Annotated in this window: 25 protein-coding genes; 19 read left to right on the forward strand and 6 right to left on the reverse strand. The window is 57.4% G+C overall.

Annotated features, from left to right (window positions below; translation table 11 throughout):
- Positions 1 to 52: 52 nt before the first annotated feature.
- The 13 genes from AC2FH6_RS11435 to AC2FH6_RS11495 all read left to right on the forward strand — a co-directional run bounded on the left by AC2FH6_RS11435 (position 53) and on the right by AC2FH6_RS11495 (position 12,972).
- A complete protein-coding gene (locus AC2FH6_RS11435; RefSeq protein WP_271949076.1) occupies positions 53 to 1,072 on the forward strand; it encodes a TRAP transporter substrate-binding protein in 1,020 nt (339 codons plus the stop codon).
- Positions 1,073 to 1,129: 57 nt separating this feature from the next.
- Entirely contained in the window at positions 1,130 to 1,636 is a 507-nt protein-coding gene (locus AC2FH6_RS11440; protein WP_496691527.1) for a TRAP transporter small permease, read from the forward strand.
- Entirely contained in the window at positions 1,633 to 2,985 is a 1,353-nt protein-coding gene (locus AC2FH6_RS11445; RefSeq protein ID WP_496693796.1) for a TRAP transporter large permease, read from the forward strand. The genes AC2FH6_RS11440 and AC2FH6_RS11445 overlap by 4 nt, the downstream gene beginning before the upstream one ends.
- Positions 2,985 to 4,172, forward strand: coding sequence for a cytochrome P450 (locus tag AC2FH6_RS11450; protein ID WP_496702647.1), 1,188 nt, complete (start codon positions 2,985 to 2,987; stop codon positions 4,170 to 4,172). The genes AC2FH6_RS11445 and AC2FH6_RS11450 overlap by 1 nt, the downstream gene beginning before the upstream one ends.
- A 107-nt stretch (positions 4,173 to 4,279) precedes the next feature.
- A complete protein-coding gene (gene paaZ / locus AC2FH6_RS11455) occupies positions 4,280 to 6,313 on the forward strand; it encodes a phenylacetic acid degradation bifunctional protein PaaZ (protein WP_496702649.1) in 2,034 nt (677 codons plus the stop codon).
- Between the two features lie 49 nt (positions 6,314 to 6,362).
- On the forward strand, positions 6,363 to 7,178 hold the full coding sequence (locus AC2FH6_RS11460; protein ID WP_496702651.1) for a PaaX family transcriptional regulator C-terminal domain-containing protein: 816 nt from the start codon (positions 6,363 to 6,365) through the stop codon (positions 7,176 to 7,178).
- Positions 7,179 to 7,381: 203 nt separating this feature from the next.
- Positions 7,382 to 8,584 (forward strand): 3-oxoadipyl-CoA thiolase, encoded by a 1,203-nt coding sequence (pcaF, locus tag AC2FH6_RS11465; protein WP_496702652.1) that lies wholly within the window; start codon positions 7,382 to 7,384, stop codon positions 8,582 to 8,584.
- 15 nt (positions 8,585 to 8,599) lie between these two features.
- Entirely contained in the window at positions 8,600 to 9,577 is a 978-nt protein-coding gene (gene paaA, locus AC2FH6_RS11470; protein WP_281972861.1) for a 1,2-phenylacetyl-CoA epoxidase subunit PaaA, read from the forward strand.
- A gap of 23 nt (positions 9,578 to 9,600) precedes the next feature.
- Positions 9,601 to 9,885: a 1,2-phenylacetyl-CoA epoxidase subunit PaaB gene (paaB, locus tag AC2FH6_RS11475; protein WP_142639870.1), complete on the forward strand. Its 285-nt coding sequence runs from the start codon at positions 9,601 to 9,603 to the stop codon at positions 9,883 to 9,885.
- Complete coding sequence (gene paaC, locus AC2FH6_RS11480; RefSeq protein ID WP_496702655.1) at positions 9,885 to 10,643, forward strand: 1,2-phenylacetyl-CoA epoxidase subunit PaaC; 759 nt, start codon at positions 9,885 to 9,887, stop codon at positions 10,641 to 10,643. Before paaB ends, paaC begins: the two co-directional genes overlap by 1 nt.
- Positions 10,644 to 10,648: 5 nt before the next feature.
- Positions 10,649 to 11,110, forward strand: coding sequence for a 1,2-phenylacetyl-CoA epoxidase subunit PaaD (gene paaD, locus AC2FH6_RS11485; RefSeq protein ID WP_142639942.1), 462 nt, complete (start codon positions 10,649 to 10,651; stop codon positions 11,108 to 11,110).
- A gap of 13 nt (positions 11,111 to 11,123) precedes the next feature.
- Positions 11,124 to 12,197, forward strand: a complete 1,074-nt coding sequence (locus AC2FH6_RS11490; RefSeq protein ID WP_496702657.1) for a 2Fe-2S iron-sulfur cluster-binding protein — start codon at positions 11,124 to 11,126, stop codon at positions 12,195 to 12,197.
- A gap of 13 nt (positions 12,198 to 12,210) precedes the next feature.
- Positions 12,211 to 12,972: a Phenylacetic acid catabolic protein gene (locus AC2FH6_RS11495; RefSeq protein WP_496702659.1), complete on the forward strand. Its 762-nt coding sequence runs from the start codon at positions 12,211 to 12,213 to the stop codon at positions 12,970 to 12,972.
- A gap of 33 nt (positions 12,973 to 13,005) precedes the next feature.
- Here the strand turns inward: AC2FH6_RS11495 and AC2FH6_RS11500 are convergent, their stop codons facing one another.
- The 4 genes from AC2FH6_RS11500 to AC2FH6_RS11515 form a co-directional block, all read right to left on the reverse strand.
- A complete protein-coding gene (locus AC2FH6_RS11500) occupies positions 13,006 to 13,746 on the reverse strand; it encodes a maleate cis-trans isomerase family protein (protein WP_496702661.1) in 741 nt (246 codons plus the stop codon).
- Between the two features lie 8 nt (positions 13,747 to 13,754).
- Positions 13,755 to 14,918 (reverse strand): M24 family metallopeptidase, encoded by a 1,164-nt coding sequence (locus AC2FH6_RS11505; RefSeq protein WP_496702662.1) that lies wholly within the window; start codon positions 14,916 to 14,918, stop codon positions 13,755 to 13,757.
- Positions 14,915 to 16,069 (reverse strand): amidohydrolase, encoded by a 1,155-nt coding sequence (locus AC2FH6_RS11510; protein WP_496702664.1) that lies wholly within the window; start codon positions 16,067 to 16,069, stop codon positions 14,915 to 14,917. Before AC2FH6_RS11510 ends, AC2FH6_RS11505 begins: the two co-directional genes overlap by 4 nt.
- 105 nt (positions 16,070 to 16,174) lie before the next feature.
- Positions 16,175 to 16,639 carry an Lrp/AsnC family transcriptional regulator gene (locus tag AC2FH6_RS11515; protein WP_271949042.1) on the reverse strand — a complete coding sequence of 155 codons (465 nt, stop codon included), beginning with the start codon at positions 16,637 to 16,639 and terminating at the stop codon, positions 16,175 to 16,177.
- A 125-nt stretch (positions 16,640 to 16,764) separates the two neighbouring features.
- On the opposite strand from AC2FH6_RS11515, the gene AC2FH6_RS11520 reads away from it, so the two are divergent.
- From AC2FH6_RS11520 to AC2FH6_RS11535, 4 genes are all read left to right on the forward strand, one after another.
- Complete coding sequence (locus tag AC2FH6_RS11520; protein ID WP_496702666.1) at positions 16,765 to 17,814, forward strand: pyridoxal-phosphate dependent enzyme; 1,050 nt, start codon at positions 16,765 to 16,767, stop codon at positions 17,812 to 17,814.
- 23 nt (positions 17,815 to 17,837) lie between these two features.
- A complete protein-coding gene (locus tag AC2FH6_RS11525; RefSeq protein ID WP_496702668.1) occupies positions 17,838 to 18,890 on the forward strand; it encodes a TRAP transporter substrate-binding protein in 1,053 nt (350 codons plus the stop codon).
- Positions 18,891 to 18,982: 92 nt separating this feature from the next.
- Positions 18,983 to 19,519, forward strand: a complete 537-nt coding sequence (locus tag AC2FH6_RS11530; RefSeq protein ID WP_496702670.1) for a TRAP transporter small permease — start codon at positions 18,983 to 18,985, stop codon at positions 19,517 to 19,519.
- A 61-nt stretch (positions 19,520 to 19,580) separates the two neighbouring features.
- Positions 19,581 to 20,864: a TRAP transporter large permease gene (locus AC2FH6_RS11535; RefSeq protein WP_496702730.1), complete on the forward strand. Its 1,284-nt coding sequence runs from the start codon at positions 19,581 to 19,583 to the stop codon at positions 20,862 to 20,864.
- A 59-nt stretch (positions 20,865 to 20,923) separates the two neighbouring features.
- Here the strand turns inward: AC2FH6_RS11535 and AC2FH6_RS11540 are convergent, their stop codons facing one another.
- Positions 20,924 to 22,228: a UDP-glucose dehydrogenase family protein gene (locus AC2FH6_RS11540; protein ID WP_142639848.1), complete on the reverse strand. Its 1,305-nt coding sequence runs from the start codon at positions 22,226 to 22,228 to the stop codon at positions 20,924 to 20,926.
- 160 nt (positions 22,229 to 22,388) lie between these two features.
- On the opposite strand from AC2FH6_RS11540, the gene gmd reads away from it, so the two are divergent.
- On the forward strand, positions 22,389 to 23,513 hold the full coding sequence (gene gmd, locus AC2FH6_RS11545) for a GDP-mannose 4,6-dehydratase (RefSeq protein ID WP_142639846.1): 1,125 nt from the start codon (positions 22,389 to 22,391) through the stop codon (positions 23,511 to 23,513).
- 10 nt (positions 23,514 to 23,523) lie between these two features.
- Positions 23,524 to 24,501, forward strand: a complete 978-nt coding sequence (fcl, locus tag AC2FH6_RS11550; RefSeq protein WP_496702161.1) for a GDP-L-fucose synthase — start codon at positions 23,524 to 23,526, stop codon at positions 24,499 to 24,501.
- A 32-nt stretch (positions 24,502 to 24,533) separates the two neighbouring features.
- On the opposite strand, the gene AC2FH6_RS11555 is transcribed toward fcl, so the two are convergent.
- The gene (locus AC2FH6_RS11555) at positions 24,534 to 25,610 is read right to left on the reverse strand and encodes a DUF2793 domain-containing protein (RefSeq protein ID WP_496702672.1); all 1,077 of its coding nucleotides are present in this window, start codon (positions 25,608 to 25,610) and stop codon (positions 24,534 to 24,536) included.
- Between the last annotated feature and the right edge of the window lie 125 nt (positions 25,611 to 25,735).

The raw sequence follows: 25,735 nt of genomic DNA on the forward strand, positions 1-25,735 counted from the left end.
ACGGACTATTAACGCAGATTCAATGTATGTTTCAGAGGGAGGAGACAAAACCATGAAATTCAACAGTTTGAGCACGCTATTGGCCTCAGCCGCCTTGGCCGTTTCGGGCACCGTGGCGCTGGCCGCAGATTATACGCTGACCATATCCAGCTGGGCGCCGCCGACCCACGGTATCAACGCGAAGATGTGGCCAAAATTCGTGGAAATGGTTGAAGAGGCCACAGACGGTCAGGTCACCGCCGAACTGAAGTTGGGGATCGCGCCACCACCAGCACAGATGGACCTGATCATGGATGGCGCGGCGGATGCCTCGATCATTTTCCACGGCTACCAGCCGGGGCGCTTTGTCACCACAAAGATGATAGAACTGCCCGGATATGAAGGCTCGGCAGAGGCCGCATCGGTTGCATATTGGCGCACCTATGACGCGCATCTCAAGGCCGCGGACGAGCATCGCGGCGTGAAAGTGATCGCCCTGCATACCCATGGTCCGGCGCAGCTGCATTCCAGCAGCGCGGTGACCACGCTGGATGAAGTGTCGGGCCTCAAGGTCCGTATCCCGGGTGGGGTTGGCGGTGACGTCGGCACAGCGCTTGGCGCGACCGGCATCCAGGTGCCTGCACCGAAGGTCTATGAAACCCTTGCTTCGAAAGCAGCCGATGGCGTTGTCATGCCGTTTGAATCCCGCAAGGGTTTTAAGCTGACCGAGGTTGCCCAGAACGTTTACGAGGTTCCGGGTGGTCTGTATCGCGGGTCGTTCGCCTTTATCATGAACGAAGAAACGTTTGCCGACCTGCCCCCTGAGCTGCAGCAGGCGCTGGAGGAGAATGTGTTCGGTGAACCGCTGAGCCGCGAAATCGGCAAGATCTGGGACGAGATCGACGGGATCGGCCGCGAGGCGACCGAAGCCACTGAGGGCAACGCAATCAACGCGGCCTCGGCGGAAGATCTGGAAAAATTCAACGCGATCGCCGTTGATGTTCGCGCCAAGGTGATTGACGAGGTCAACGGCACCGGTGTTGACGCACAGGCGGCCTATGACATGATCGTAAATGAAATGGCTGCCCAGTAACGCAGTCCGGCTGGCGGGGTCTCTTCGCCAGCCAAATTCACCAGCCGGGACCCAATCATGCAATCTCTCGTGACTTTTGCGCGTCGCGTCAGCATCGCTCCGACGCTGCTGGCCTGTATCGCGCTGTTCATCCTGATGGTGATGACCTTTTTTGACGTCATCCTGCGGTCTGTCTTCAACGCCCCGATTGAGGCGGCGACTGAGCTGACACGTATTCTCATGGCGATCATGGTGTTTTCGGTTCTGCCGATGATCTCAGCCGGAAAGGGTCAGATCGCCGTCGACCTGACGGACGGAGTATTTTCCCGCTTGCGGCTGAGCCGAGCGCGTGACGCTGTTGTATATATTGTGTCGGGCGTGATGCTCATCTGGCCGATCAAACGCGTCTGGATTCTTGCCGAGCGCGCACGGGACTATGGCGATGTGACTGAATACCTGTCGATCCCGGTATTTTATGTCGGCTGGTTCATCGCCGGGTTCACTGCGATCACGGCCATGGCGATGATTGTCACGGGCCTGATTACTATCTTCTCCCCCCAATCCTTGTCGGAGACCTCTCAATGACCGCCGCACTTATCGGTTTTGCCCTTGTTCTGGTACTTGTACTGGTGCGTCTGCCTATCGTCTTCGCGATGGGTCTGGTTGGTACGCTTGGGTTCGCCTACGAACGTGGCGGCAGCATCTTTTCGGAGCGCGGCTTGAAGGCGGCGATGTCGATGGTGGGTCGCCAGATCACCGATACGGCACAGGATTACGGATTGTCGGTGGTGCCTCTGTTCATCCTGATGGGCCTGTTCGTGAACAAAGGCGGGCTCGCGCGCGAGCTTTATGCGGTATCCAATGCATTTCTCGGCCATTTCCGGGGCGGCATCGCCATGGCGACTGTCGCGGCCTGCGGCGGGTTCTCGGCAATTTGCGGGTCGTCTCTGGCGACAGCGGCCACCATGTCCAAGGTCGCGATGCCGGAAATGCGCCGGTATGGTTATGCGGATGAGCTTTCGACTGCGTCGATTGCAGCGGGTGGCACGCTTGGCATCCTGATCCCGCCCTCGGTGATTCTGGTCATATATGGCCTGCTGACGGAAACCTCGATTGGCAAACTGTTTGTTGCGGGCATTATCCCCGGTGTGCTTGGCATTCTGTTTTATCTTTTCGCGGTGCGCTGGACCGTCTGGCGCAAACCAGAGGCGGGACCGGCAGGCGAACGCCACGGTTGGGTCGAGCGCCTGAGGGCCTTGCGCTCAGTCTGGGCCGTGTTGCTGCTGTTCTTTCTGGTCATTGGCGGGCTTTATGGTGCCTTCGATTTTCAACCGCTGAACCTGACCTTCAGCCCGACCGAGGCGGCAGGGATGGGGGCCATGGGCGCCTTTTTGATTGCCTTGTCGCGCGGCGGGCTTAGCCTGGGTTCAACATTCGAGGTTTTGAAGGAAACCACCGCGACCGCAGCGGCCCTGTTCTCGGTCCTGATCGGGGCGCAGATATTTTCGAACTTCATCAACCTCGCCGGTTTGCCCGAAGCGCTGATCGCCATGGTCACAGCGTATGACGTTGCGCCCTTTGTGGTGATCCTGATGATCCTTGGCATCTACATCATTTTGGGGTGTGTTTTTGAATCCCTGTCGATGCTACTGCTGACCGTGCCGATCTTTTTTCCTCTGGTTACATCGCTGGGATATGACCCGATCTGGTTCGGCATTGTTGTGGTCGTCGTCACCGAAATCAGCCTGATCACCCCGCCCGTGGGGCTGAACGTGTTCATTCTGAAGGGTGTGGTCGGGGATGTGTCGACTGGGACGATCTTCAGAGGCGTCACGCCGTTTTGGATCGCAGATATCTTTCGGCTGGCCCTGATCGTTCTGGTGCCCTGGCTTGTGCTGGTTCTGCCGGAACAGATGGGGGCGATGGGCCACTGATGTTTGCGCTGACCAAGCTGCCTGACGGGTTCCACGATGATCCCTATCCTACCTATAGGGCGCTGCGTGAAGATACGCCCGTCTGCCTGCAACCCGATGGGTCGGTGATCCTGTCACGACATCAGGATCTGGACATCATCTATCGGGATACAACGCGGTTCATTTCGGACAAGAAGGCCGTGTTTGGCCCCAAATACGGGGTGGATAGCCCATTGTTTGAACATCACACCACCAGTCTTGTGTTCAATGATCCGCCCTTGCACTCGCGTGTCCGCAAGGTGATGGTCGGTGCGATGAATCCGCGCGCTTTGGCGCAGATGGAGCCGGGTCTGATCGAACTTGTCGACGCGCTGTTGGATCAAATGCAGGCCAAGGGCACAGTTGAGTTGATCGAGGATTTTGCCGGGGCGATCCCGATCGAGATCATCGGCAACCTGCTGGGAATCCCTCGGTCCGAGCGTGAGCCGTTGCGTGAGTGGTCCTTGGCCATTCTCGGGGCGTTGGAACCGCAGCTGACGCCCGAGCAGGAAGATTGGGGCAACCGCGCAGTCCGCGAGTTCAAAGCCTTTTTGCGCGATATCATCGACGACCGCAGGGCCAACCCGGGCAACCCGGAGACCGATGTTTTGACCCGGTTGATACAGGATGACACCGAGGGCGGCCTGACCGAAGTTGAACTGTACCAGAACTGCATCTTCATACTGAATGCCGGGCATGAGACCACAACAAACCTGATTAGCAACGCTTTGGATCTGTTGGACCGCCACAGGGATAAGCGGACCGAGCTGTTGGTTAATCCAGACCTGATTTTCACCGCAGTTGACGAGTTTCTGCGTCTGGAAAGCCCGAACCAGTTCGGCAATCGCCTGACCACTGAAGAGGTGGAATTTCACGGACATGTCATTCCAGCAGGAACCGATCTGCATCTTTGCATCGGCGCGGCCAACCGCGATCCGCGACAGTTTGATTGCCCCGACGACATGATGTTGGATCGCCGTCCCAACAAGCACCACGCGTTTGCGGGCGGACCGCATACTTGTGTTGGTCTGACCTTGGCCCGGATGGAAGGACGGGTTGCCATTAGCCGGTTTTTGAACCGGTTCCCTGATTACCAGATCACGGAAAGTGCTCAGCGTGGGGGGCGTATTCGGTTTCGGGGGTTCGCCCACCTGCCCGCGCAGGTTTGAACTAGCCGCGCTGCTTGTTCTGAAATTTATTGACCGACCGTACGGTTAATAATAAGATATCGCAAACGCCCCCGCGCGCTAGCCCTGCCGCGAGTAAGGAGAGACCTATGACGATCCAACAGATTTCAAGTTTTGCTGCGGGCGAGTGGATTGCGCCGGGGGCAGGTGCTCGCAACATCGCAAGCGCGGTGACGGGAGAGGTGATCGCAACAGCCGGAAACAACGCCTTGGACGTTCAGGGAATGCTGGATCATGCGCGCAATGTTGGTGGTCCTGCGCTGCGCAAGATGACGTTTCACCAGCGGGCCAAGATGCTCAAGGCGCTGTCTGTTCATCTGGGCAAGCTCAAGCAGGCGATGTACGATCTGTCCTTCAATACCGGCGCAACCCAGGCGGATCATCTGATCGACATTGACGGCGGTATTGGCACGATGTTCGTCTTTGCCTCAAAAGGGCGGCGCGAGATGCCGGACGGGCATGTCTATCTCGACGGCGAGGTTGAGCAGCTTTCGCGCAATGGCACCTTTCTGGGGCAGCATATCTGCACCCCGTTGAAAGGTGTTGCGATCCATATCAACGCTTTCAACTTTCCGGTATGGGGCATGCTGGAAAAGCTGGCTCCGACTCTTCTGGCGGGGGTTCCGGCCATCGTCAAACCGGCCACAAATTCCTGCTATGTGACCGAGCTGTGCGTTCGGTTGATGCTCGAGTCGGGCATATTGCCCAACGGTGCATTGCAACTGGTGTCAGGCGGGCTGGGCGACATGCTCGATCGCCTGACCATGCAGGATGTGGTCAGCTTTACCGGCTCGGCGGATACGGCGCTGAGGCTGCGCGCGAACCCCGTAATCCTGGAAAATTCGGTCCGGTTCGTGGCGGAACAGGACAGCTTGAACTGCTCGGTCCTGGGCCCTGATGCCGCGCCGGGAACGCCCGAATTCGATCTGTTCGTCAAAGAGGTTCAGCGCGAGATGACCACTAAGGCGGGTCAGAAATGCACTGCCATCCGCAGGATCATCGCGCCCGAGCCGCATGTGCAGGCCGTTATTGAGGCGCTGTCCGCGCGTTTGGCAAAGACCACCATTGGGGATCCGAAACTGGAAACCACCCGAATGGGTGCGCTGGTCTCGGCCAGTCAGAAGCGCGATGTTTTGGAGAAGGCCGCGATTATAGGGCACGAGGCCGAGTGCGTCTTTGGCAATCCGGACGACTTCGTGGTCGATGGGGCCGATGCGGATAAGGGCGCCTTTCTGCCACCGATGCTGTTCCATTGCAGCGATCCCGATGCCGCGCAACGTGTGCATGATACCGAAGCCTTTGGGCCCGTCAGTACAATCATGGGCTATCGCGATACCGACCACGCGATTGAGCTGGCGAACCGAGGGCAGGGGTCTCTGGTGGCCTCAGTCATCACACATGATGCTGATGTTGCCCGCAAATTTGTTATGGGGGCAGGGGCCTATCATGGGCGGCTCTATTTCAACAACCGAGACTCGATGAAAGAATCCACAGGCCATGGCTCTCCTTTGCCGCATATGGTCCATGGCGGTCCCGGCCGTGCTGGCGGCGGCGAGGAAATGGGCGGTGTGCGCGGTGTGATGCATTATATGCAACGTACGGCGATTCAAGGATCGCCGGACATATTGACAGCTATTGGCGAGAAATGGGTGCCGGGTGCCGCCGAGGAGGTCAATACGCCAGCCCATCCATTTACACGCCGCTATCACGATCTGGCCATTGGTGAGACGATCCACACCGCACCGCGGACCGTGACCATGGAAGACATTGAACACTTCGCCGAATTCACCGGCGACACCTTCTATGCTCACATGGATCAGGCCGCGGCTGAGCGTAACCCGTTCTTTCCGGGCCGGGTCGCACATGGATATCTTTTGCTGTCTTTCGCGGCGGGTCTTTTTGTGGAACCGAACGAAGGGCCGGTCCTGGCCAATACTGGGCTCGATAACCTGCGCTTTATGAAACCGGTAGAGGCAGGCGACAGCATCAAGGTGCGCCTGACAGTCAAAAAGAAAACCCGCCGCAATGATGAATATGGCGAGGTGCGCTGGCATGTCACCCTGACCCAACAAGATGATGAGCCTGTGGCCGAATATGAGCTGCTGACCATGGTGGCCTACTAAGATTCTTGGGCCGGATGGTAATTCGATCTGGCCCGATTATACTTGCCGTATGAAAGATTCAGCCCCCGATTGGTTTGAAACCTGCGTTAGCCATCTGACCTCTGAGGGTACGCAACGAGTGTGGTCCGTGCTGGTGACGATATTCGGTGATCTGGCGCAGGAAGAAACAGATCAAATAAGTGGTGCGGTGATCACCGCACTGACCAGCCTTGCCGGGATCAAGGCCGAAGCCACGCGTGTTGCCCTGCATCGGCTGCGCAAGGATGGCTGGATCGAAAGCACCCGCAAAGGGCGCAGCAGCTTTCACCGCCTGACCGCGTTTGGCCGTCATCAGAGTGTGACCGCCGCACCGCGTATCTATGCCAAGGAAACGCCGGAACCCGGCCTCTGGCATGTACTTATCGCCAGCAATTCGGACTCATCGCGTAAGGAATTGGCTGACCTGATGCTGACTGGGGACTACATCTCTCTCAATCCCGCAACGTCGATGGCTCCGGGTCAGGTTCCGGCGGGTCTTGAAGAGCTGATGGGCGTGGAAAGCAGCGCTATCTCTGTTCCTGGCTGGCTTCGGGATCTCTGCGGGCCAGAGGCGTTGAAAACCGCCTATGATCAGTTCTTGAGATCGACACAGATCATCGACCAAGAGATGCCGCCCGAGGGGGCGGGCGACCCGATGAAGGCGGCCATTCTGCGTGTCCTGATCGTGCATAATTGGCGTCGTATTGTTCTGCGCCATCCCGCCTTTCCTGCAGCGTTTCTGCCCGCTGACTGGAAAGGCGCTACATGCCGGGCGGCTGTATCTCAGTTGTTGGAAAAACTGCCGCGCCCGGATTTAACATCCTTGGAAGCCGAGCTGGACAGCTAGGTTTTCTTTAGCGTCACCTATCTGATCCGCCCGATGCTGGTCATTCGGCGATCAATGCGGGCGTTTCTCTCTCGCTTAATGTTACAGAAAAGCTAAAAAGTAAAAAGAATTCGTAACATAAAGCTTGCCTCGAATCGATGGACGCCCTAAAAACCGACCATGCGGTCAATGATACGGATCAGCACCTACAGGAGAACTAAGTGATGGACGCATTCATTTGCGACGCGACGCGCACTCCGATTGGGCGATATGGGGGGGCTTTGTCGTCAGTCAGGACAGATGATCTGGCCGCGATTCCATTGGCCGCCCTGAAAGAGTGCAACCCGCAGGTTGATTGGGCCAGCGTTGATGATGTGATCTATGGCGATGCCAACCAGGCGGGTGAAAGCAACCGCAATGTGGCGCGGATGGCGGCCTTGTTGGCTGGATTGCCGGTTGATGTGCCCGGAACAACAGTGAACCGATTGTGCGCCAGTGGAATGGATGCGGTTGGAATGGCGGCGCGGGGCATCAAGGCGGGCGATTATGATCTGGCTGTGGCCGGCGGCGTCGAAAGCATGTCGCGGGCGCCCTTTGTGATGCCCAAGGCGACCTCGGCCTTTACCCGCAGCAATGCGGTCTATGATACGACGATCGGCTGGCGCTTTGTGAACCCGAAGATGAAACAGGCCTATGGCATCGACTCGATGCCGCAAACGGCCGACAATGTGGCCGAAGACTTTGGTATCAGCCGCGATGACCAAGATGCTTTTGCGGCGCGCAGTCAGGCCCGATGGGCCGCCGCGCACGAGGCAGGTCTGTTCCGGGATGAAATCACCCCGGTCACGATCCCGCAACGCAAGGGCGATCCGATCATTGTCGATACGGATGAACATCCGCGCTCGGATGTGACCGTGGACAAACTGTCTGGTCTCAAAGGTGTCAACGGGTCGGACAAGACGGTGACCGCTGGCAACGCCTCGGGCGTCAATGATGGCGCTGCAGCCATTTTGATGGCCAATGAGGCGGCAGCGTCAAAGAACGGCCTGACCCCGATGGCCCGGGTCGTGGGCATGTCTGTCGCCGGGGTTGAGCCGCGTGTCATGGGCATTGGCCCGGTTCCGGCCAGCCGCAAAGTTTTGGCCCGCGCCGGGCTGAGCATCGAGCAAATGGACGTGATAGAGTTGAATGAGGCCTTCGCGTCCCAGGGTCTGGCGACACTGCGCGAACTGGGCCTGCCAGACGACGCGCCACAGGTGAACCCGAATGGGGGCGCGATTGCCCTTGGCCACCCGTTGGGCATGTCCGGCGCAAGGTTGGTTATGACCGCGGCCTATCAGTTGCGGCGCACGGGCGGGCGATACGCGCTGTGCACCATGTGTGTCGGCGTCGGACAGGGCGCAGCGCTTATTCTTGAACGCGTATAGGGGAGATGACGGGACATGTATGCTCAGATGGTTAAGTCCGAGGCGACACAGGAAGATCCTGCAAAGCTTGCTGCCTTTCAGGCGCGCATAGACGCTGACGAAAAGATCGAACCTAAGGATTGGATGCCCGAAGGCTATCGCAAGACGCTGATCCGCCAGATCGGCCAGCACGCCCATTCCGAAATCGTTGGGCAACTGCCCGAGGCGAACTGGATCACGCGGGCACCCACACTGGAACGCAAGGCGATCCTGTTGGCAAAAGTTCAGGACGAGGCCGGGCATGGTCTGTACCTTTACTGCGCCGCCGAAACACTGGGTGTCAGCCGGGATGAGATCACCGAAATGCTGCTGGACGGGCGCATGAAATACTCGTCCATCTTCAACTATCCCACCCTGAACTGGGCTGATGTTGGTGCCGTTGGCTGGCTGGTGGATGGCGCCGCGATCATGAACCAGGTGCCGTTGCAGCGCACGTCTTACGGTCCCTATTCACGCGCCATGATCCGCATCTGCAAAGAAGAGAGCTTTCATCAGCGTCAGGGCTATGACGCCATCCGCAAGATGGCCGAAGGCACGCCGGAACAGAAACGAATGGCGCAGGACGCTTTGAACCGCTTTTGGTACCCATCGCTGATGATGTTTGGACCGTCCGACAAGGACTCGGTGCATTCGACGCAGTCGATGAAATGGAAGATCAAGATGAACACCAATGACGAGCTGCGTCAGAAATTCGTCGATCAGACTGTGCCACAGGCCGAGTATCTGGGCCTGACCATCCCTGACCCAAAGCTGAATTGGAACGACGATCGCGGCCATTATGATTTCTCAGAACCTGACTGGTCCGAGTTCTTCGATGTCATCAGTGGCAATGGCCCCTGCAACACCGACCGGCTGGCCGCCCGAAACCAAGCCTGGGACGACGGCAAATGGGTGCGCGACGGGCTGATGGCCCATGCCGAAAAGAAACGCTCTGGCACAGTGGCTGCCGAATAAGTCGACCCTGAGGAGGAAACCCGATGAAAAACGAATGGCCCCTGTGGGAAGTCTTTATCCGCGGTCAGCATGGTATGAGCCACCGTCACGTCGGCTCGTTGCATGCCCCTGACGCGGAGATGGCCATCAAGAACGCGCGCGATGTCTATACCCGCCGCAATGAAGGTGTGTCGATCTGGGTGGTCGAGGCGAATAATATCTCGGCCTCCTCGCCCAGCGACAAGGGCCCATTATACGAGCCCAGCGAAAGCAAGGTCTATCGTCACCCGACCTTTTTCGACATCCCCGATGAAGTGGGGGCCATGTGATGGACCGGGACGCGGCATTTGTGCAATTCCTTCTGCGGATGGGCGACAACGATCTGATCCTTGGCCATCGCGTCAGTGAATGGTGCGGCCATGCGCCGGTGCTGGAAGAGGATATCGCGCTGGCCAACACGGCCTTGGACCTGATCGGGCAGACTCAGATGTGGTTGGGTCTGGCGGGGGAAATCCAAGGCGGCAAAACTGCCGACGATCTGGCCTTTCTGCGCGACGCCTGGGATTTCCGGAACGTGCTGCTGGTTGAGGTTCCCAACGGGGATTTCGGTCGCACATTGATGCGACAGTTCCTGTTCGATGCATGGCATTCCATCATGCTGGGACGCTTGCTCAACTCTACGGATGACCGTGTCGCGGCCATTGCCGCGAAAACCAGCAAAGAGGTGGCATATCACCTGGAACGCTCGGGTGACACGGTGGTTGGTCTGGGGGACGGAACAGCGGAAAGCCACGCCCGGATGCAGTCGGCTCTGGACTACCTGTGGCCGTATGTCGGTGAGATGTTCACCAGCGACGAAGTTGACGCCGAGATGGTCGCGGCGGGCATTGCGCCGAACCCCGCGGATCTGCGCGCGGAGTTTGACGCTTTGGTGCAGCGGATCCTGTCCGAGGCGACCTTGACGATCCCGGAAGGCGCGTTTGCCCATAAAGGTGGGCGTGACGGGCGGATGCATACGGAACATCTGGGTCATCTGTTGACACAGATGCAGTGGCTGCAACGCGCCTATCCCGAAGCAAGCTGGTAACGCCGATGGATCGGGCATCGACCAAACAAATCTGGGAATGGCTGGATGCTGTTCCTGACCCTGAAATTCCGGTGATTTCAGTGGTCGATCTTGGCATTGTGCGCGACGTGCAGTGGCAGGACGAGACGTTGAAGGTGACGGTCACTCCAACCTATTCCGGCTGTCCGGCAACATCCATTATCAGCCTGGATATCGAAACCGCCTTGCACGATCGCGGGATCAGTGACGTGCAGATTGAAACCAGCATCGCCCCGGCCTGGACCACCGACTGGCTCAGCGAAAAGGGCCGGGCACGGCTGGAAGACTATGGCATTGCCCCACCACAACCGGCGGGCGGCCCGGATCGCTGTCCACGCTGCGGCAGCAAAGCGGTCGAGAAGGTCAGCCAGTTCGGTTCGACCCCTTGCAAGGCGCATTGGCGATGCACCGACTGCCTGGAACCATTTGACTATTTCAAGTGCATCTGAGGAGGACCACCGGATGGCACGTTTCCACGACCTGAAAGTCACAGATATCCACAAAACCATTCGCGATGCGGTAGTGGTGACACTGGAACCTGTGAACGGCGCTGCAGATCAGTTCGATTTCACCGCCGGTCAATATCTGACATTTCGTCGCGAATTTGAGGGCGAAGAACTGCGCCGGTCCTACTCGATCTGCGCGGGCAAGGATGAAGGCGTGCTGCAGGTTGGCATCAAACGCGTTGAAGGCGGCGCCTTTTCCGGATGGGCGAATTCTGAACTGAATGTCGGCGACATCGTCGAGGCCATGCCGCCGATGGGCAGCTTTCATACTCCGATAGATGCGGGTGCGGAAAAGCAATATCTGGGCTTTGCAGGGGGCTCGGGGATTACTCCGGTGCTGTCGATCCTCAAGACGACCCTCGCGCGGGAACCGCAATCGCGCTTTACCCTGATCTATGCCAACAAGGGTATCAACACGATCATGTTCCGCGAGGATCTCGAAGACCTCAAGAACCTCTATATGGGCCGCCTCAACGTGATCCACATTCTTGAGACGGATTCACAGGAGATCGAGCTGTTCACAGGTCTGGTGACCCAGGAAAAATGCGCGCAGCTGTTCAAACATTGGGTCGATATCGACCATGTTGACACCGCGTTCATCTGCGGCCCGGAACCGATGATGCTGGGCATTGCTGCGGCGCTGCGCGAGCACGGTCTGGATGACGGCCAGATCAAGTTCGAGCTGTTCGCCAGCGCCCAGCCCGGGCGGGCCAGGGCCAAGCCGGTCTCGGCGGACGCAGCCACGCAAGGCAACCAAAGCAGCGCGTCGATCACGCTGGACGGATCCACCCAGACCGTGACCATACCCAAGGACCAGTCCATTCTTGAGGCCGCCCTGGCAAACGCTATGGATGCCCCGTTTGCCTGCAAGGCGGGGGTCTGTTCGACCTGCCGCTGCAAGGTGCTTGAGGGTGAGGTCGAGATGCTCGCCAATCACGCGCTGGAAGACTACGAAGTGGAAAAAGGCTATGTGCTAAGCTGCCAGGCCTATCCGGTAACAGACCGCGTGGTCGTGGATTACGACCGGTAGAAAGGGGGCAGATATGTCCGATTCAATGACACTCGACAGCTATCTGGCCGCAGGCGGTGTTCTGACAAACCCATCGAATGTGCCACCTCGCTATCGGGCCGAGCTGATGAAGCTGATGGCGACATTTGTCGACAGTGAACTGGCCGGGGCTGCCGGGTTTGCCGACATCATCAATCAGGGGCCGGGGATCAAAGAACGGATCGCCGCCGCAAAGATCGTGCTGGAAAAGTCAGATCACGCAAATTGTGTTCTCAGCATCATGGGCGAATTTGGCGCAGATACCGAACGCTATGCCAATCACCATCCTTGGACCATGCGCTTGTCGCGGGATGCGGATATCGGGGCCACCCGGTCCGAGCATGACATGCGTCTGGCGGTGTTCAACTATCCGCTGTCCGGCTGGACAGACGCTGTGGTCATGAACCTGCTGATGAGCCGCGCGGTGGCCGAACAACTGGCCGAGTATTCCACCATCTCGTATCAGCCTCTGGCCGAAGCCTTCCGATCCATCGCCCCGGTCGAGGCGCATCATGGCGAGCTGGCGTTGGAAGGGGCGGTCAAACTGATCGAGAACGGTGCGGCGGACGACATGCAGCACTCGGTCACTTACTGGTGGCCTCGGGTTGCGGTGTCCTTCGGCGGCGATGACCCGAAACGGTTCGAGCTGTTGAAATCAATGGGCCTGCGTCGCAACACAAACAGCGCATTGCAGGACCGTTGGGGCCAGACAATGGCTGCAACTCTGGCAACGCTTGGCCTCAAATCGCCTGCTTGAACGAAAGCGCCCTAGGCGGACACCCTTCTCGCCCTATCCAAAGAGCCGTCCGAACTGAGGGTTGAGGTCCTCAATGCCGGCCAATCGAAGCATATGCCAGGCAAGCGCCTGATTACTGGAAATGACTGGAATCCCGATCTTTTCTTCTGCCTGAACAATGACGTCAAGGCATCGCAGGTTCGTGCAAGAGACAATGACAGCATCGCAGGGCGCTTGAGCCGCGACCTTTTCAATAGCGTCAAGGATCGACCCTTCTGTGATCCGCGCAACAACGCGATCATTTCCTTCCTCGAACGACCCGAATCCTGCGATTTCGAAACCGGCCTGTTCCAGCTTTGTGCGCATCCCAGCGGAAACTTCGGGAATATAGGGGGTGACGAAGCCCAATCGTCGGGCTCCTAAATGCTGACCGGCAGCGATGATTGCCGCCAACGGATCTGTCACACGTGCATCCGGGCAGACCGTCTTTATCACCTTGGCCACATTCTCGGACCCGATCACGGTCGAGGCCGAGGTACAGCCAAATCCGATTGCATCAAAGCTGAGCGATGGTGGAAAAAGCCGTGCCGTCGCAGGCAGGTCCTGTTCCATCCGCGCCAGTGTGTCGGGTCGGATTTCGGGCACCATCGGAATCCGGCTGTGATAGAGCGCGACACCAGCTAGGCGCATGATCCGAGAGAATTCGTTCTCTAACGTCTCGTCAGTCTCAAGAACAATCACACCTAGATTGGCGCGGGTGCCAATGCCTTCGTCTGTTTCGAAATCAAGCTTCATGATTGGCCTCAGATGATTGGTAGTTCGGGCGCGGCGCGTTTGGTCAAAAGCTCTGCCCCACTTGCACGTATGACGATGTTCTCTTCGTGCACCATGACCCGACCGTCGCCATAGCCAAGCGATGGTTCAAGGGTCAGTACCATATTTTCGGTGATCTCAGTTGTATCCCAACTGGTGTGCGAGGGCCATTCGGTCAGCTGCATGCCAAGCCCATGACCCAGCCTGCCGACGTCACCACCCTGATCGTCGAGCTCAGCGATCACCTTCTGCATCGCTTGAAACAATTCTCGGCAAGTCGCTCCGGGGCGAGCTGCGGCGATCCCGGCCTCAGTCGCGCGCCAAAGAACATCATATGCACGGCGTGAGGCGTCATCGGCGCGGCCAATGGCCCAATTACGATCGAAGTCGCAAAAATACCCGTCCCAGTTGGCCCCCGTGTCGAGCATCAGCACATCGCCGCGCGCTAGCGGGCGGCGCGACGGGGGCGAGATGACGTCGTGATAGCCACCCGTATCCGCACCGCCGACCAAATACGGAACATCATCGGCACCCTGCGCCAGCCCTTCGCGCCGAAAGGAGCGGAAAACATCCTCAAGCGGCTGCCCTTCGCGGGCGATTTCGGGCACCCGCTCAAATGTGCGCGACCCGATGGCGCAGATATAGGTGAGTTTTTCGATCTCGGCATCGGATTTCACCATTCGCAAGCCTCGGACGATCTCGGTCGCGTCAGTGATCTTTAGCCCATTCAGGCCCGAGATCAGCCGCTCATAATCGCCAAGGGGCATCCGTAAATGGGTTTCGTGGCCCTTCATCAGGCCAACAGTCTCGCCGCGGCTGGCAAGCGGCGCCAGCAGTTCGGTCAACAGCCCGATACCGTCATCCTTTGGTGCAGGTGCGCCCCAGGTACGGATATCGGTGACCCAGGTTCGCCGCATAAGGTCTGCGCCGATCTCAGGGATGATTGCGATGGGCTTGCCGGTTGCCGGGATGAACAGGAACCATGGGCGGGTCGGGCTTTGCCAAAACAGCGTGTGGAACCCGCTGAAATAGCGCACATCCGGTTCAGTTGTCAGCAATATGCCCGCCATACCGGTTTCGGCCATCTTTGTCTGGGCCGCTGCGGTACGCGTTGCGAATTCTTGTTGGTCAAAACCACGTCGTGGGGCGTTCATGACTTTTGATCCTTTCGCAGGGGCAACCGGTCCTGAACCAATCGGGCCCAGAATTCAGCTCCGATCGGCAGCAGTTCATCATTGAAATCATAGTCAGAAGCATGGAGCGGTTGGCCATGCGGCCCGGTCTCGCCATTGCCCAGCAACAGGAAACATCCTGGCACGGCGGCCGAAAACTGGGCAAAATCCTCAGAAAAACTCATCGGTGCCCGATCTTTGATCAGGTCACAACCGGCGGCTTCGGCTGCGCGATATACCGCAAGGGCCGGGGTGGCAGCGTTGATGGTCTCAACGAACTGCGTATCAAAGCTGACCGATGCTTGAATGCCATGTGCTGCCGCTATCCCTTCGGTGATCTGGCGCATGAAACCTTCGATGGCGTTGCGGTCCTCGGGCGATCTGGCGCGAAAATCTCCTTTGAGAGTGGCGTTGCCCGGCAAGACGTTTCGCTGGCCGTCCGTCAGGAATTCGGTCACGGACACTACCGCGCCAGAGGCGGGCGCAAGCTTTCGTGCCACCACGGTCTGCAATGCCACCACAATCTCGGACCCTACGGTAATTGCATCAACGCCGGTTTGTGGCATCGAGGCATGACCGCCCTGGCCTTTAACCGTGATCTCGAACAGGGTTTCACTGTTACAGATAATACCGGCGCGGGTCGAAATCTGACCGGTTGGAGCGCCTGGCAAATTGTGGATTGCATAGATTTCTTCGACCGGAAATTGCTCTAGCACACCGTCGTCGATCATCGCGCGCGCGCCCAGGCCGTGCTCTTCGTTTGGCTGGAATAGAAAAACAACCGTACCGTCAAAGGTAGGTTCTTTCGCCAGACGCTCTGCCGCCCCAAGCAGCATGGTTGTATGTCCATCGTGGCCACAAGCATGCATCACACCGGGTGAGGTCGAGACATAGTCATGGGACGAGGTTTCGGTGATTGGAAGCGCATCCAAGTCAGCACGCAGGCCAATGGCTTTGTTGCCAACGCCGGATCGAAGCACACCGACAACGCCTGCGCCTTCGTGCACTTCGATCCCAAGGGCGCGCAGCCGTTCAGCGACAACCGACTTGGTCCGCGCCTCTTGAAAGCCCAGTTCCGGGTGCCTGTGCAAATCCCGCCGAAGCGCGATCATACGGTTTTCTAAATCGCTCATTTCTTCATCCGCGTGTGAGTTGCATCGGTTCTACAGGATAGGGCTGCGTGTTTCGCATCAAATTTCCGACCCTAAAGCAGAAAAAATTGCACAAAAGCGCCAAGTTCAGATCGGAAGTTCCAGACCAATCTTTGTACGGTCCATCGCGACGGATGTGCGAAATCTGCGGACATTCGAGTTATCGAAAAACAAGCGATGGGTCAGGTCCTCGAAATCCTCCATGTCCTGCGCGACGCAGATAAGAACAAAGTCGGCATCACCGGTCACATAATAGCATTGCTGAACTTGCGGCTCGTTCCTGGCGCGTTTTCGGAACAGATCGAGTTGCTGAAGCGATTCTCGGTCAAGTTCGACCAGAACAATGAAGGTCATCTTATAGTCAAAGCGCGACGGGTTGAGCACCGCGACCTCTTTCAGGATCAGCCCGGAATCTCGCAACCGCTTGAGCCGCCGCTGCACCGAGGGAACTGAAAGACTGCATTCTTGCGCCAGCTGTTCCAGCCCGATTCGACAATCCCTTTGCAGGGTTCTGAGGATTATCGTGTCTGCATCATCAAGTTGTTGGTTCATGAAAAATCCTCGCGATGGAAGAGGCAGGTTTGAAACATATTATCGAGATTAGGGTCAAATACGATAAATAGAAATAGGTCGGTCATGCACAATCTCTGCACATGGAAAAAGCGGATGAAAAATACATGACAGCGACGGACGACCTAAGCTTCGCCCCGGATTTCGTCCGTGCGCAGGAGTTTTTTCAGGGGCAAGAGATCTATGCTGTATCGCCGCTGATTGAAATCACGGGGCCGGATGGTCAGAGCATTCTGGCCAAGAACGAGACAGAGCGTATGGGGCTTGGCGCCTTCAAAGCTTTGGGGGCACCCTATGCGGTTGCACGCCTTCTCGAGGATGCATGGCACGAGAATACCGGTGAAACGCTCTCCCTCACGCGGATGAAGGATGCCGATTTTCGAGAATTCGCATCTGGCCACACATTCGTCTGCGCAAGTGCAGGCAACCACGGAATGGGCGTTGCGGCTGGGGCGCGGGCGATGGGTGCAAAGGCGCGAATTCATTTGGCGCAGACCGTACCGCAAGGGTTCGGCGACCGTCTTAGAACCTTCGGTGTTGAGGTTGTCCGTTCGGGCGATGTTTATGACGAAAGCGTCGCCGCCGCTATTGCTGACGCCAAAACCACCGGTGCCACGCTTTTGGCCGACGGAACCTGGCCTGGTTACACCGAGATTCCGAAACTGGTGATGGAGGGCTATTGCGTCATCGCCGAAGAGTTGCGTCAGCAGTTTGAAGCCTCGGGGCAGTGGCCTACGCATGTCTATCTGCAGGCCGGTGTCGGTGGATTGGCCGCCGCAATGTCGCATATGATCCGTCTGAACTGGGCGGAACAGCCTGAACTGATTGTTGTCGAACCCGGCGCTGCGTCCTGTTTGCGGGCCAGTCACTTGGCCGGACGGGCCACCCGCAGCGATGGGCCGGATTCGAATATGGGTCGGCTTGACTGCAAGGCACCGTCGATCGTGGCCTGGGATGTGCTCGAGCGCTGCGGCGTGAGCTACGAAACCCTTTCCGAAGAAGAAGGCCAGGCAGCCGCAGAAGCTGTCACAGCACTTGGAATCGCGACCACGCCGTCAGGCGCGGCCGGTTACGGCGCCCTGTGCAAGAGAACCAACCAACAGGCGAGGACGCAGGAAATACGTCCTCTTGTCATCATCTCAGAAGGGCTCGCATGAGCGGGCAAGAAAGGACTAACAGAATGACATCCATCTTTAGCAAGCTGATTACCTCGGCGGTTTTCGCGGCAGGTCTGTCGACTGCTGCCTTTGCGGACACCTGGAAATTCGCCTCGGAAGAGGACAAAGGCGACGTACAGGATATCTTTGCACAGGCCTTCGCCGAAAGTGTCAAAGAGCAGTCCGATGGCGACATCAAAGTGCGTATCTACTACTACGGTCAGTTGGGTACCGAGAACGATATTGTCGAGCTGACATCTAAGGGTACGGTCCAGTTCGTATCGGTGGGCACCGGTCACCTGGGGTCTTATGTGCCCGAGGCGCAGGTTCTTGATCTTCCCTATGTTCTGGGCGGTGATATCGACGTGATCCGCGAGGTTCTGACCACCAGCCCGACCATCTACGAAGACCTCAGCGAGAAATTCGAGAAGGTGAACCTCAAGCTGCTCACTATGATCTCGGAAGGCGACATGGCCTGGGGCGCCAACAAGGCGATCCGCAGCCCGGCGGATTTTGAAGGCCAGAAAATCCGTACCTTCACCTCGACCATTCCGGTGGAAACCTTCAAGGCGTTTGGCGCTAACCCGACTCCTTTGTCCTGGGGCGAGGTCTATGGCGCGCTGCAGTTGAAGACCGTCGATGGCATGGTGAACCCGATCTATTTCATCTACAACGCCAAGTGGCATGAGGTTCAGGATTACCTGATCTTCCCGGGCCAGCTTCCTTACGTCGGCACCGTTTCCACCAACAGTGAATGGTTCAACGGTCTGCCCGCGGATCAGCAAGAGATGGTCAAGAACGCCATCGCCGAGGGCGAGCAGGCTGCGCATGATTATCAGATCAAGATCAATCTGGAAAACATGGACAAGATCAAGGCAGAGCGCCCCGATCTGCAGGTCATTGTCCTGACCGAGGACGAGCGCGCTGTCTTTGAAGCCCAAAGCGCCACATTGCATGAAACATTCTTCGATGTGGTCGAAAACGCCTATGACGACGCCGAGAAACCTGCGGCCCGCGCGCAAGCCCAGAAGATCCTCGACGGCCTGCTTAACGAGGTGAGCGATGCGTCGCAATAAGAGCTGACATCACTGAAAGGCGCGGCGTCTAATTCAGGCGTCGCGTCTTTCATTTACGGAACGCTGACTGGCGGGCCGAGGGAGGGAAAATCATGAAAAGCGCATTGGTCGCCCTGAGTAGGGGCACCGAGTTCATCGAGAAATTCGTTATCATTCTGGCCATATTGTTGATGATGGTGAATTCGACCGCTAACGCCATTGGCCGCTACGCCTTTGGCAAAAGCCTGTTCTTCTCGGAAGAGCTGAACCAGTTTCTGATTGTCAGCGTGACCTTTTTTGGATTTGCCTATGCGGTTCGGAAAGGTCGGAACATTCGGATGACGGCGGTTTATGACACGCTGTCCCGCCGGTCCAAGAAAGTGATCCTGACGCTGATTTCGATCACGACCAGCATGCTGCTGGCCTTTTTGGCCTATAAGTCAGTGTTCTACGTGCTTGAGATCAAAGAGCTGAACCGTCTGAGCCCGGCGCTGCAGTTTCCGGTCTATATCATCTACTCGGTGATCCCGGTCGGCCTGTTTATGGCCAGCCTGCAATATCTGATCGCATTCATCATGAATGTCACTCATGTCGGCATCTGGCACTCGTACGAGGTCGAGGACAATGACGCAGTGGATTTAGGAGTCTGAGATGCCCGGATTCCTTGATTTCCTTGGCGATGTCATAGCTGGTGAGCTGGATATCTATGTCATCACCTTTGCTCTGGTCGTGGCGATGGTGGTTCTGCTGTTCCTCAGCTACCCGATGGTTGTTCCGCTAGCGGTTGCCACGCTGATTGGCCTTGTTCATTTCTCGCAAAGCGATACTGGCGTCATCATCCAGCAGATGGTCACTGGCATTTCGCCAAACGCGCTGATCGCTGTGCCGATGTTCATATTCGCCGCCGATATCATGGCGAGAGGTCATACGGCCAACAATCTGCTGGGGTTGATCGAAGCCTTTGTCGGTCACCGCCGGGCCGGATTGCCGATCACGGCCTGCATCAGTTGCACATTGTTCGGCTCGGTTTCGGGTTCGACTCAGGCGACCGTGGTTTCGATTGGTCAGATCATGCGGCCGAAGCTGCTGAAGGCCGGTTACAAGGACAGTTTTGTTATGGCGTTGATCATCAACGCAAGCGACATCGCCTTCCTTATCCCTCCAAGCATCGGGATGATCCTATATGGCACGTTGGCCAATACCAGCGTGGGCGAACTGTTCATTGCAGGAATTGGTCCGGGCGTTGTTCTGGCGCTGATGTTTTCGCTCTATTGCTATTTCTACAGCGTCCTGCAGGGCGATCTGATCGCGCGGGTGCCAAAGAAATCCGGGGCCGAGCGCCGCGCAGCGTTTCGCAAGGCCATACTGCCGCTTGGTTTCCCGGTCCTGATCGTCGGCGGTATCTACACCGGCGCAGTGACCCCGACCGAAGCAGCCTCGTTTTCGGTGCTTTATGCGCTGATCGTCGAATGCGTGATTTATCGGGAACTGAAACTCAACGACGTTTTGGATTCCGCTCTCAGCACAGGATTGATTACGGCGGTTGTGTTCATCCTTGTCGGGATCGGTCAGGCGTTTTCCTGGTATATTTCCTTCGAACAGATCCCACAGGGCTTGTTAGAGCCGCTGAACCTGGAAGGCGCGTCGCAGGAATACATCCTGTTCATCATCGCGCTGTGCTTCTTCGTGGGATGTATGTTCGTCGACTCGCTGGTCGTGCTTGTCATCCTTACGCCAATCTTCGTTCCGATCGTGGATGCCTCGGGGATTGATCCGGTTCTTGTCGGGGTTATGGTGACGCTGCAGATGGCCATCGGATCAGCAACACCGCCGTTTGGCTGCGATATCTTCACCGCAATCGCGATTTTCAACAGACCTTATCTTGAGGTGATCCGGGGCACTTTGCCGTTCTTCGCGATCCTGGCGCTGATGACGGCTATGCTGATCTACTTCCCGGGTATCGCGCTGTTCCTCAGGGATCTGGCGGCGTTTTGACAAAATGAATGACGGATGGCCGGTTGTTTTGAATCGGCCATCCAAACTTGATCCGAAGATCAGCGCCCAATACCGACGTAACTATCGAAGCCGGATTTCTTGACGGCGGGTTCGGAATAGATATTGCGCAGATCGACCATTCGGGGGGATTTCATCGTGCCAGCTAGTTCGCTCAGATTGAGCGCACGGAACTCGTTCCATTCGGTCAACAGCACAACGACATCCGCATCAGCAGCAGCAGCATAGGGGTCTTCGCACCATTCGACGCCGGGCAGCAGGGCCTCACCTTCGGAACGCCCCTGAGGGTCGACAACCCGCACCGTTGCCCCACCACCGATCAGTGCAGGCACGATAGTTAACGAGGGCGCATCACGCATATCGTCGGTATTGGGTTTGAAGGTCACGCCCAGAACAGCGATCGTTTTTCCATTGAAACTGTCGTCGCAGACATCTCGGATTTTCTGGATCATCCGTTTCTTGACCTCGTCATTCACCCGGATGACGGTTTCGGTGATCTGCATCGGGTGGGCATGTTCCTGACCGATCCGGGCCAGAGCGGCGGTGTCTTTTGGAAAGCACGATCCGCCATATCCCGGACCTGCATGTAGGAATTTATTGCCAATGCGCCCATCCAGACCGATGCCTCGGGCGACCTCTTTCACGTCGCCGCCAACACGTTCGCACAGGCCTGCGATCTCATTTATAAAGGTGATCTTGGTCGCAAGAAACGCGTTAGCGGCGTATTTGATCATCTCTGCGCTTTCCAGATCGGTGGTCAGGATCGGGAAGTCCCGCAGGTAAAGCGGGCGGTATATTTCCGCCATTACATCGGCGGCGCGGTCTGATTCAACGCCGACAACCACACGATCCGGGCGCATGAAATCATCAATGGCGGCCCCTTCGCGCAGGAATTCAGGGTTCGAGGCGACGTCGAATTCGGCCTTCGGGTTGGCGGCAGAAATGACCTGATGCACCTTGCGATTGGTGCCAACTGGAACGGTCGATTTGGTTACCACCACAGTGTAGCCCGTAATCGCATGCGCAATTTCTTCTGCGGCGGCCATCACATAAGTCAGATCGGCGTGACCGTCCCCGCGACGTGTGGGCGTGCCCACGGCAATAAAAACAGCATCCGCACCATCCACTGCTGCGGCCAGGTCCGTGGAAAAGCTGAGCCGACCAGCGGCTACGTTTTTGGCCATCAGGACGTCAAGCCCGGGCTCATATATCGGGACTTCGCCAGCCTGCAGCATCTCAATTTTCTGTTCGGCCTTGTCGACGCAAATGACATCATGGCCGAAATCTGAAAAACATACCCCGGACACCAAACCTACATAGCCGGTTCCGATCATCGCAATACGCATACTAAAATACCCTTCTTAACAAATACCGCCTTTGGCGCGCACACATTCGAAGAAAGTTCCGCCGGTTTCAATGCCTGTCAGCGTGCTTGGGTTGCATTCCGGGGATTCTTGCTGTTTTTGGGTCGGCAATCATACACATTTGTTTTCGTAGGGCGGAACTATGACAAAAACGGCATTAATCACCGGGATTACCGGACAAGACGGATCGTATCTAGCCGAGTTTTTGTTGGAAAAAGGTTATGAAGTTCACGGCATTAAGCGCCGCGCGTCCTCATTCAACACGCAACGCATCGACCACATCTATCAAGACCCACACGTTCCCAATCCCAAACTGCACCTGCACTATGGTGATCTGAGCGATACGTCTAACCTGACGCGAATCATTCGCGAAGTGCAGCCGGACGAGGTCTATAACCTTGGCGCACAGTCCCATGTGGCCGTCAGTTTTGAATCCCCGGAATACACTGCGGATGTGGATGCCATTGGTACTTTGCGTTTGCTGGAAGCGATACGTTTTCTCGGGCTCGAGAAAAAGACACGCTTCTATCAGGCCTCGACCTCGGAACTCTACGGTCTGGTGCAAGAGACCCCGCAACGCGAAACCACCCCGTTCCACCCACGGTCACCTTATGCGGTTGCCAAACTTTATTCTTACTGGATCACGGTCAATTACCGTGAGGCCTATGGCATGTATGCCTGTAACGGGATCCTGTTTAACCACGAAAGCCCGCGCCGGGGCGAAACTTTTGTTACCCGCAAGATCACACGCGGTTTGGCAAATATTGCGCAAGGGCTGGAAAGCTGCCTGTACATGGGCAATATCGACAGTCTGCGGGATTGGGGCCACGCGAAGGACTATGTGCGGATGCAATGGCTGATGCTGCAGCAGGACAATCCTGAGGATTTCGTGATTGCGACCGGGGTTCAGTATTCGGTACGTCAGTTCATTGAATGGTCGGCAGCCGAGCTTGGCGTTTCACTGGAATTCACCGGGTCAGGCGTTGACGAAACCGCGACTGTCGTCTCGATCGAGGGGGACAAAGCCCCGGGATTGAAACCCGGTGACGTCGTGATGCGGATAGACCCGCAATATTTTCGCCCGGCCGAGGTCGAGACCCTTCTGGGCGATCCCTCAAACGCCAAGAACAAACTGGGTTGGGTACCAGAACTGACCGTGCAGGAAATGTGCGCTGAGATGGTGACCGAAGACCTGAAGACGGCCAAACGTCACGCGCTTTTGAAAGAGCACGGGTTTGAGCTGCCAATGAGCCTGGAAAACGGCTGAGGAGGCCCTCATGCGTAAGATCTATGTTGCCGGGCATCGTGGTATGGTTGGCGGCGCAATCCTGCGCCGTTTGCAAAACCGCAAGGACGAAGGCGAAGCGCTGGAGTTGATCACGCGCAGGCATTCCGAACTGGATCTGACCGACCAACCCGCCGTGCGTGATTTTATGCAGACCGAGCGTCCGGATATGGTGATCCTAGCCGCGGCCAAGGTTGGTGGGATTCACGCAAATAACACCTACCCCGCAGATTTCATTTACGAAAACCTGATGATTGAATGCAACGTGATCCATCAGGCTTTTGCAGCGGGGGTAAAGCATTTGCTGCAACTGGGCAGCTCGTGCATTTACCCACGGGCTGTCCCTCAGCCCATGCGTGAAGACGCTTTGCTGACCGGCGTGCTGGAACCCACCAACGAACCCTATGCCGTTGCAAAGATCGCCGGGATCAAGCTGTGTGAAAGCTATAATCGCCAACATGGCGTCGATTACCGGTCGGTTATGCCAACCAATCTTTACGGACCCGGAGACAATTTTCACCCCGAAAACAGCCATGTCCTGCCGGCCCTGATCCGCAGATTCCACGAGGCACAGCGCGACGGGCTGGAAGAAGTGGTGATCTGGGGCACAGGAAAACCGCGGCGCGAGTTTTTGCATGTCGATGATATGGCCGAGGCGTCCTTGTTTGTGCTCGACTTACCGCGCGATATCTACGATGCGAATACCCAGCCGATGCTGAGCCATATCAATGTGGGATGCGGCGAAGATATCTCAATCGCTGAGCTGGCGGCCCTGGTGGCCGGAACAACCGGATTCACTGGTAAGATCACTCAGGATGTCAGCAAGCCTGACGGGACACTGCGCAAGTTGATGGATGTGTCCCGACTGGCCGATATGGGGTGGCGAGCACGCGTTGGACTCGAAGATGGTATCCGGGAGACCTATGCGTGGTTTCTGGAGCAGGCAGACACCGATTTGCGCGCCAAATGACCGCCTGGGCATAGCTCCGGACGGTCTAAAGCTCAGAACCAGCGACCGGTTGCGATTACCGTTGGGGACAGGCTGCTTGTGTCCGAGGATGCCGATAGAACCTTAAAGGGCACTTCTGTTTCAGTGGCCGCGCCCAAACCTATAAACCGGCTTGTCGCGCCGCCACTGCCACCGACCGAGGGTGAGGTTCCGGACGCAAAGGCTGCGGGAAAGCTCCAGGTGGTCTCGGCGCTGGAATACAGCGATCCTTCGGCGTTCACGCAATCGGTGGGCGTCAGAACGCCCGTGCAGATTTGTGTACCATCCGCAAACCGGACGTATTCGCCAATGGCGGTTGATCCGCGTTCGACGACCGCGCCGGTTGGCACCCCGGCGGTTTCTGACACAGAGCCCAGCAGGTTTCCGGGGCAGTAGCCATAGTCGGCCCGCATCAGGCGACCTGGGGTGATGTCTTCGGCATCGTTTTGAATGGCAGAGCCAAAGGCTGTTCCGGTGGCGGGGTCAAAGCTCAGCGCCTCGGTCCAGGATCCGCCATCAGCCGAGACTTTGATGGAAAAACCGGTATTGCCAGACAATCCCATTTCCGCATGGCCAACCCAGTTTGACTGGAACAAAAGCGACGCGGTATCCCCTGACGCCGCCTTGTTGATCTTCAACCGGTGACCAGCCCCGTCATGGCTGAGCAACGTCGCAGGCGACCGGATCGAAAGCCGATTGGTGCTATCATACCCGGTTGCGATACCCAACCCGTCCAGGTTTTGGGTCGCGACCTGAGGTTCGGACCAGTCTGCGCCGTCCCAGATCTTCAACCGGTTGGCCTGTTCATCCCAGGCCCGCCAGCCGATTCCCGGGGTCACAAAGTGCCAGGCGTCATCCAACCAGGCCGCAAGGGCGCCCGGCTGCGCGGCCCAATCCCCGGTAGGGTTGGCACCAAGCGCGTGAATCTCGCCCTGTTCCGGCACCGCAGGCGGGACCGAGGCGTTTGTCGACGCTACGCTCAGCTGGACAATCAGGTCCAGAGCACGCAGCGCCTCGTTATGGGTGACGTGTTTCTGGGCCTGCGAAGGTTGCAGGAAAGGTAAATCCAATCTGGGTGAGTTTTGTGACACGGGTGGCGTCCTCCTGTAGCTGTCGGTCCGACTATTGCATTGCGCGCTACATTGCCGTGCCCAGGATGAATCCGTTCTGATCTGACCGAACGTTCGAATAATCATTTGCTAACGTTTGGAGGATT

The organism is Ruegeria sp. CDSC045 (assembly GCF_059610725.1).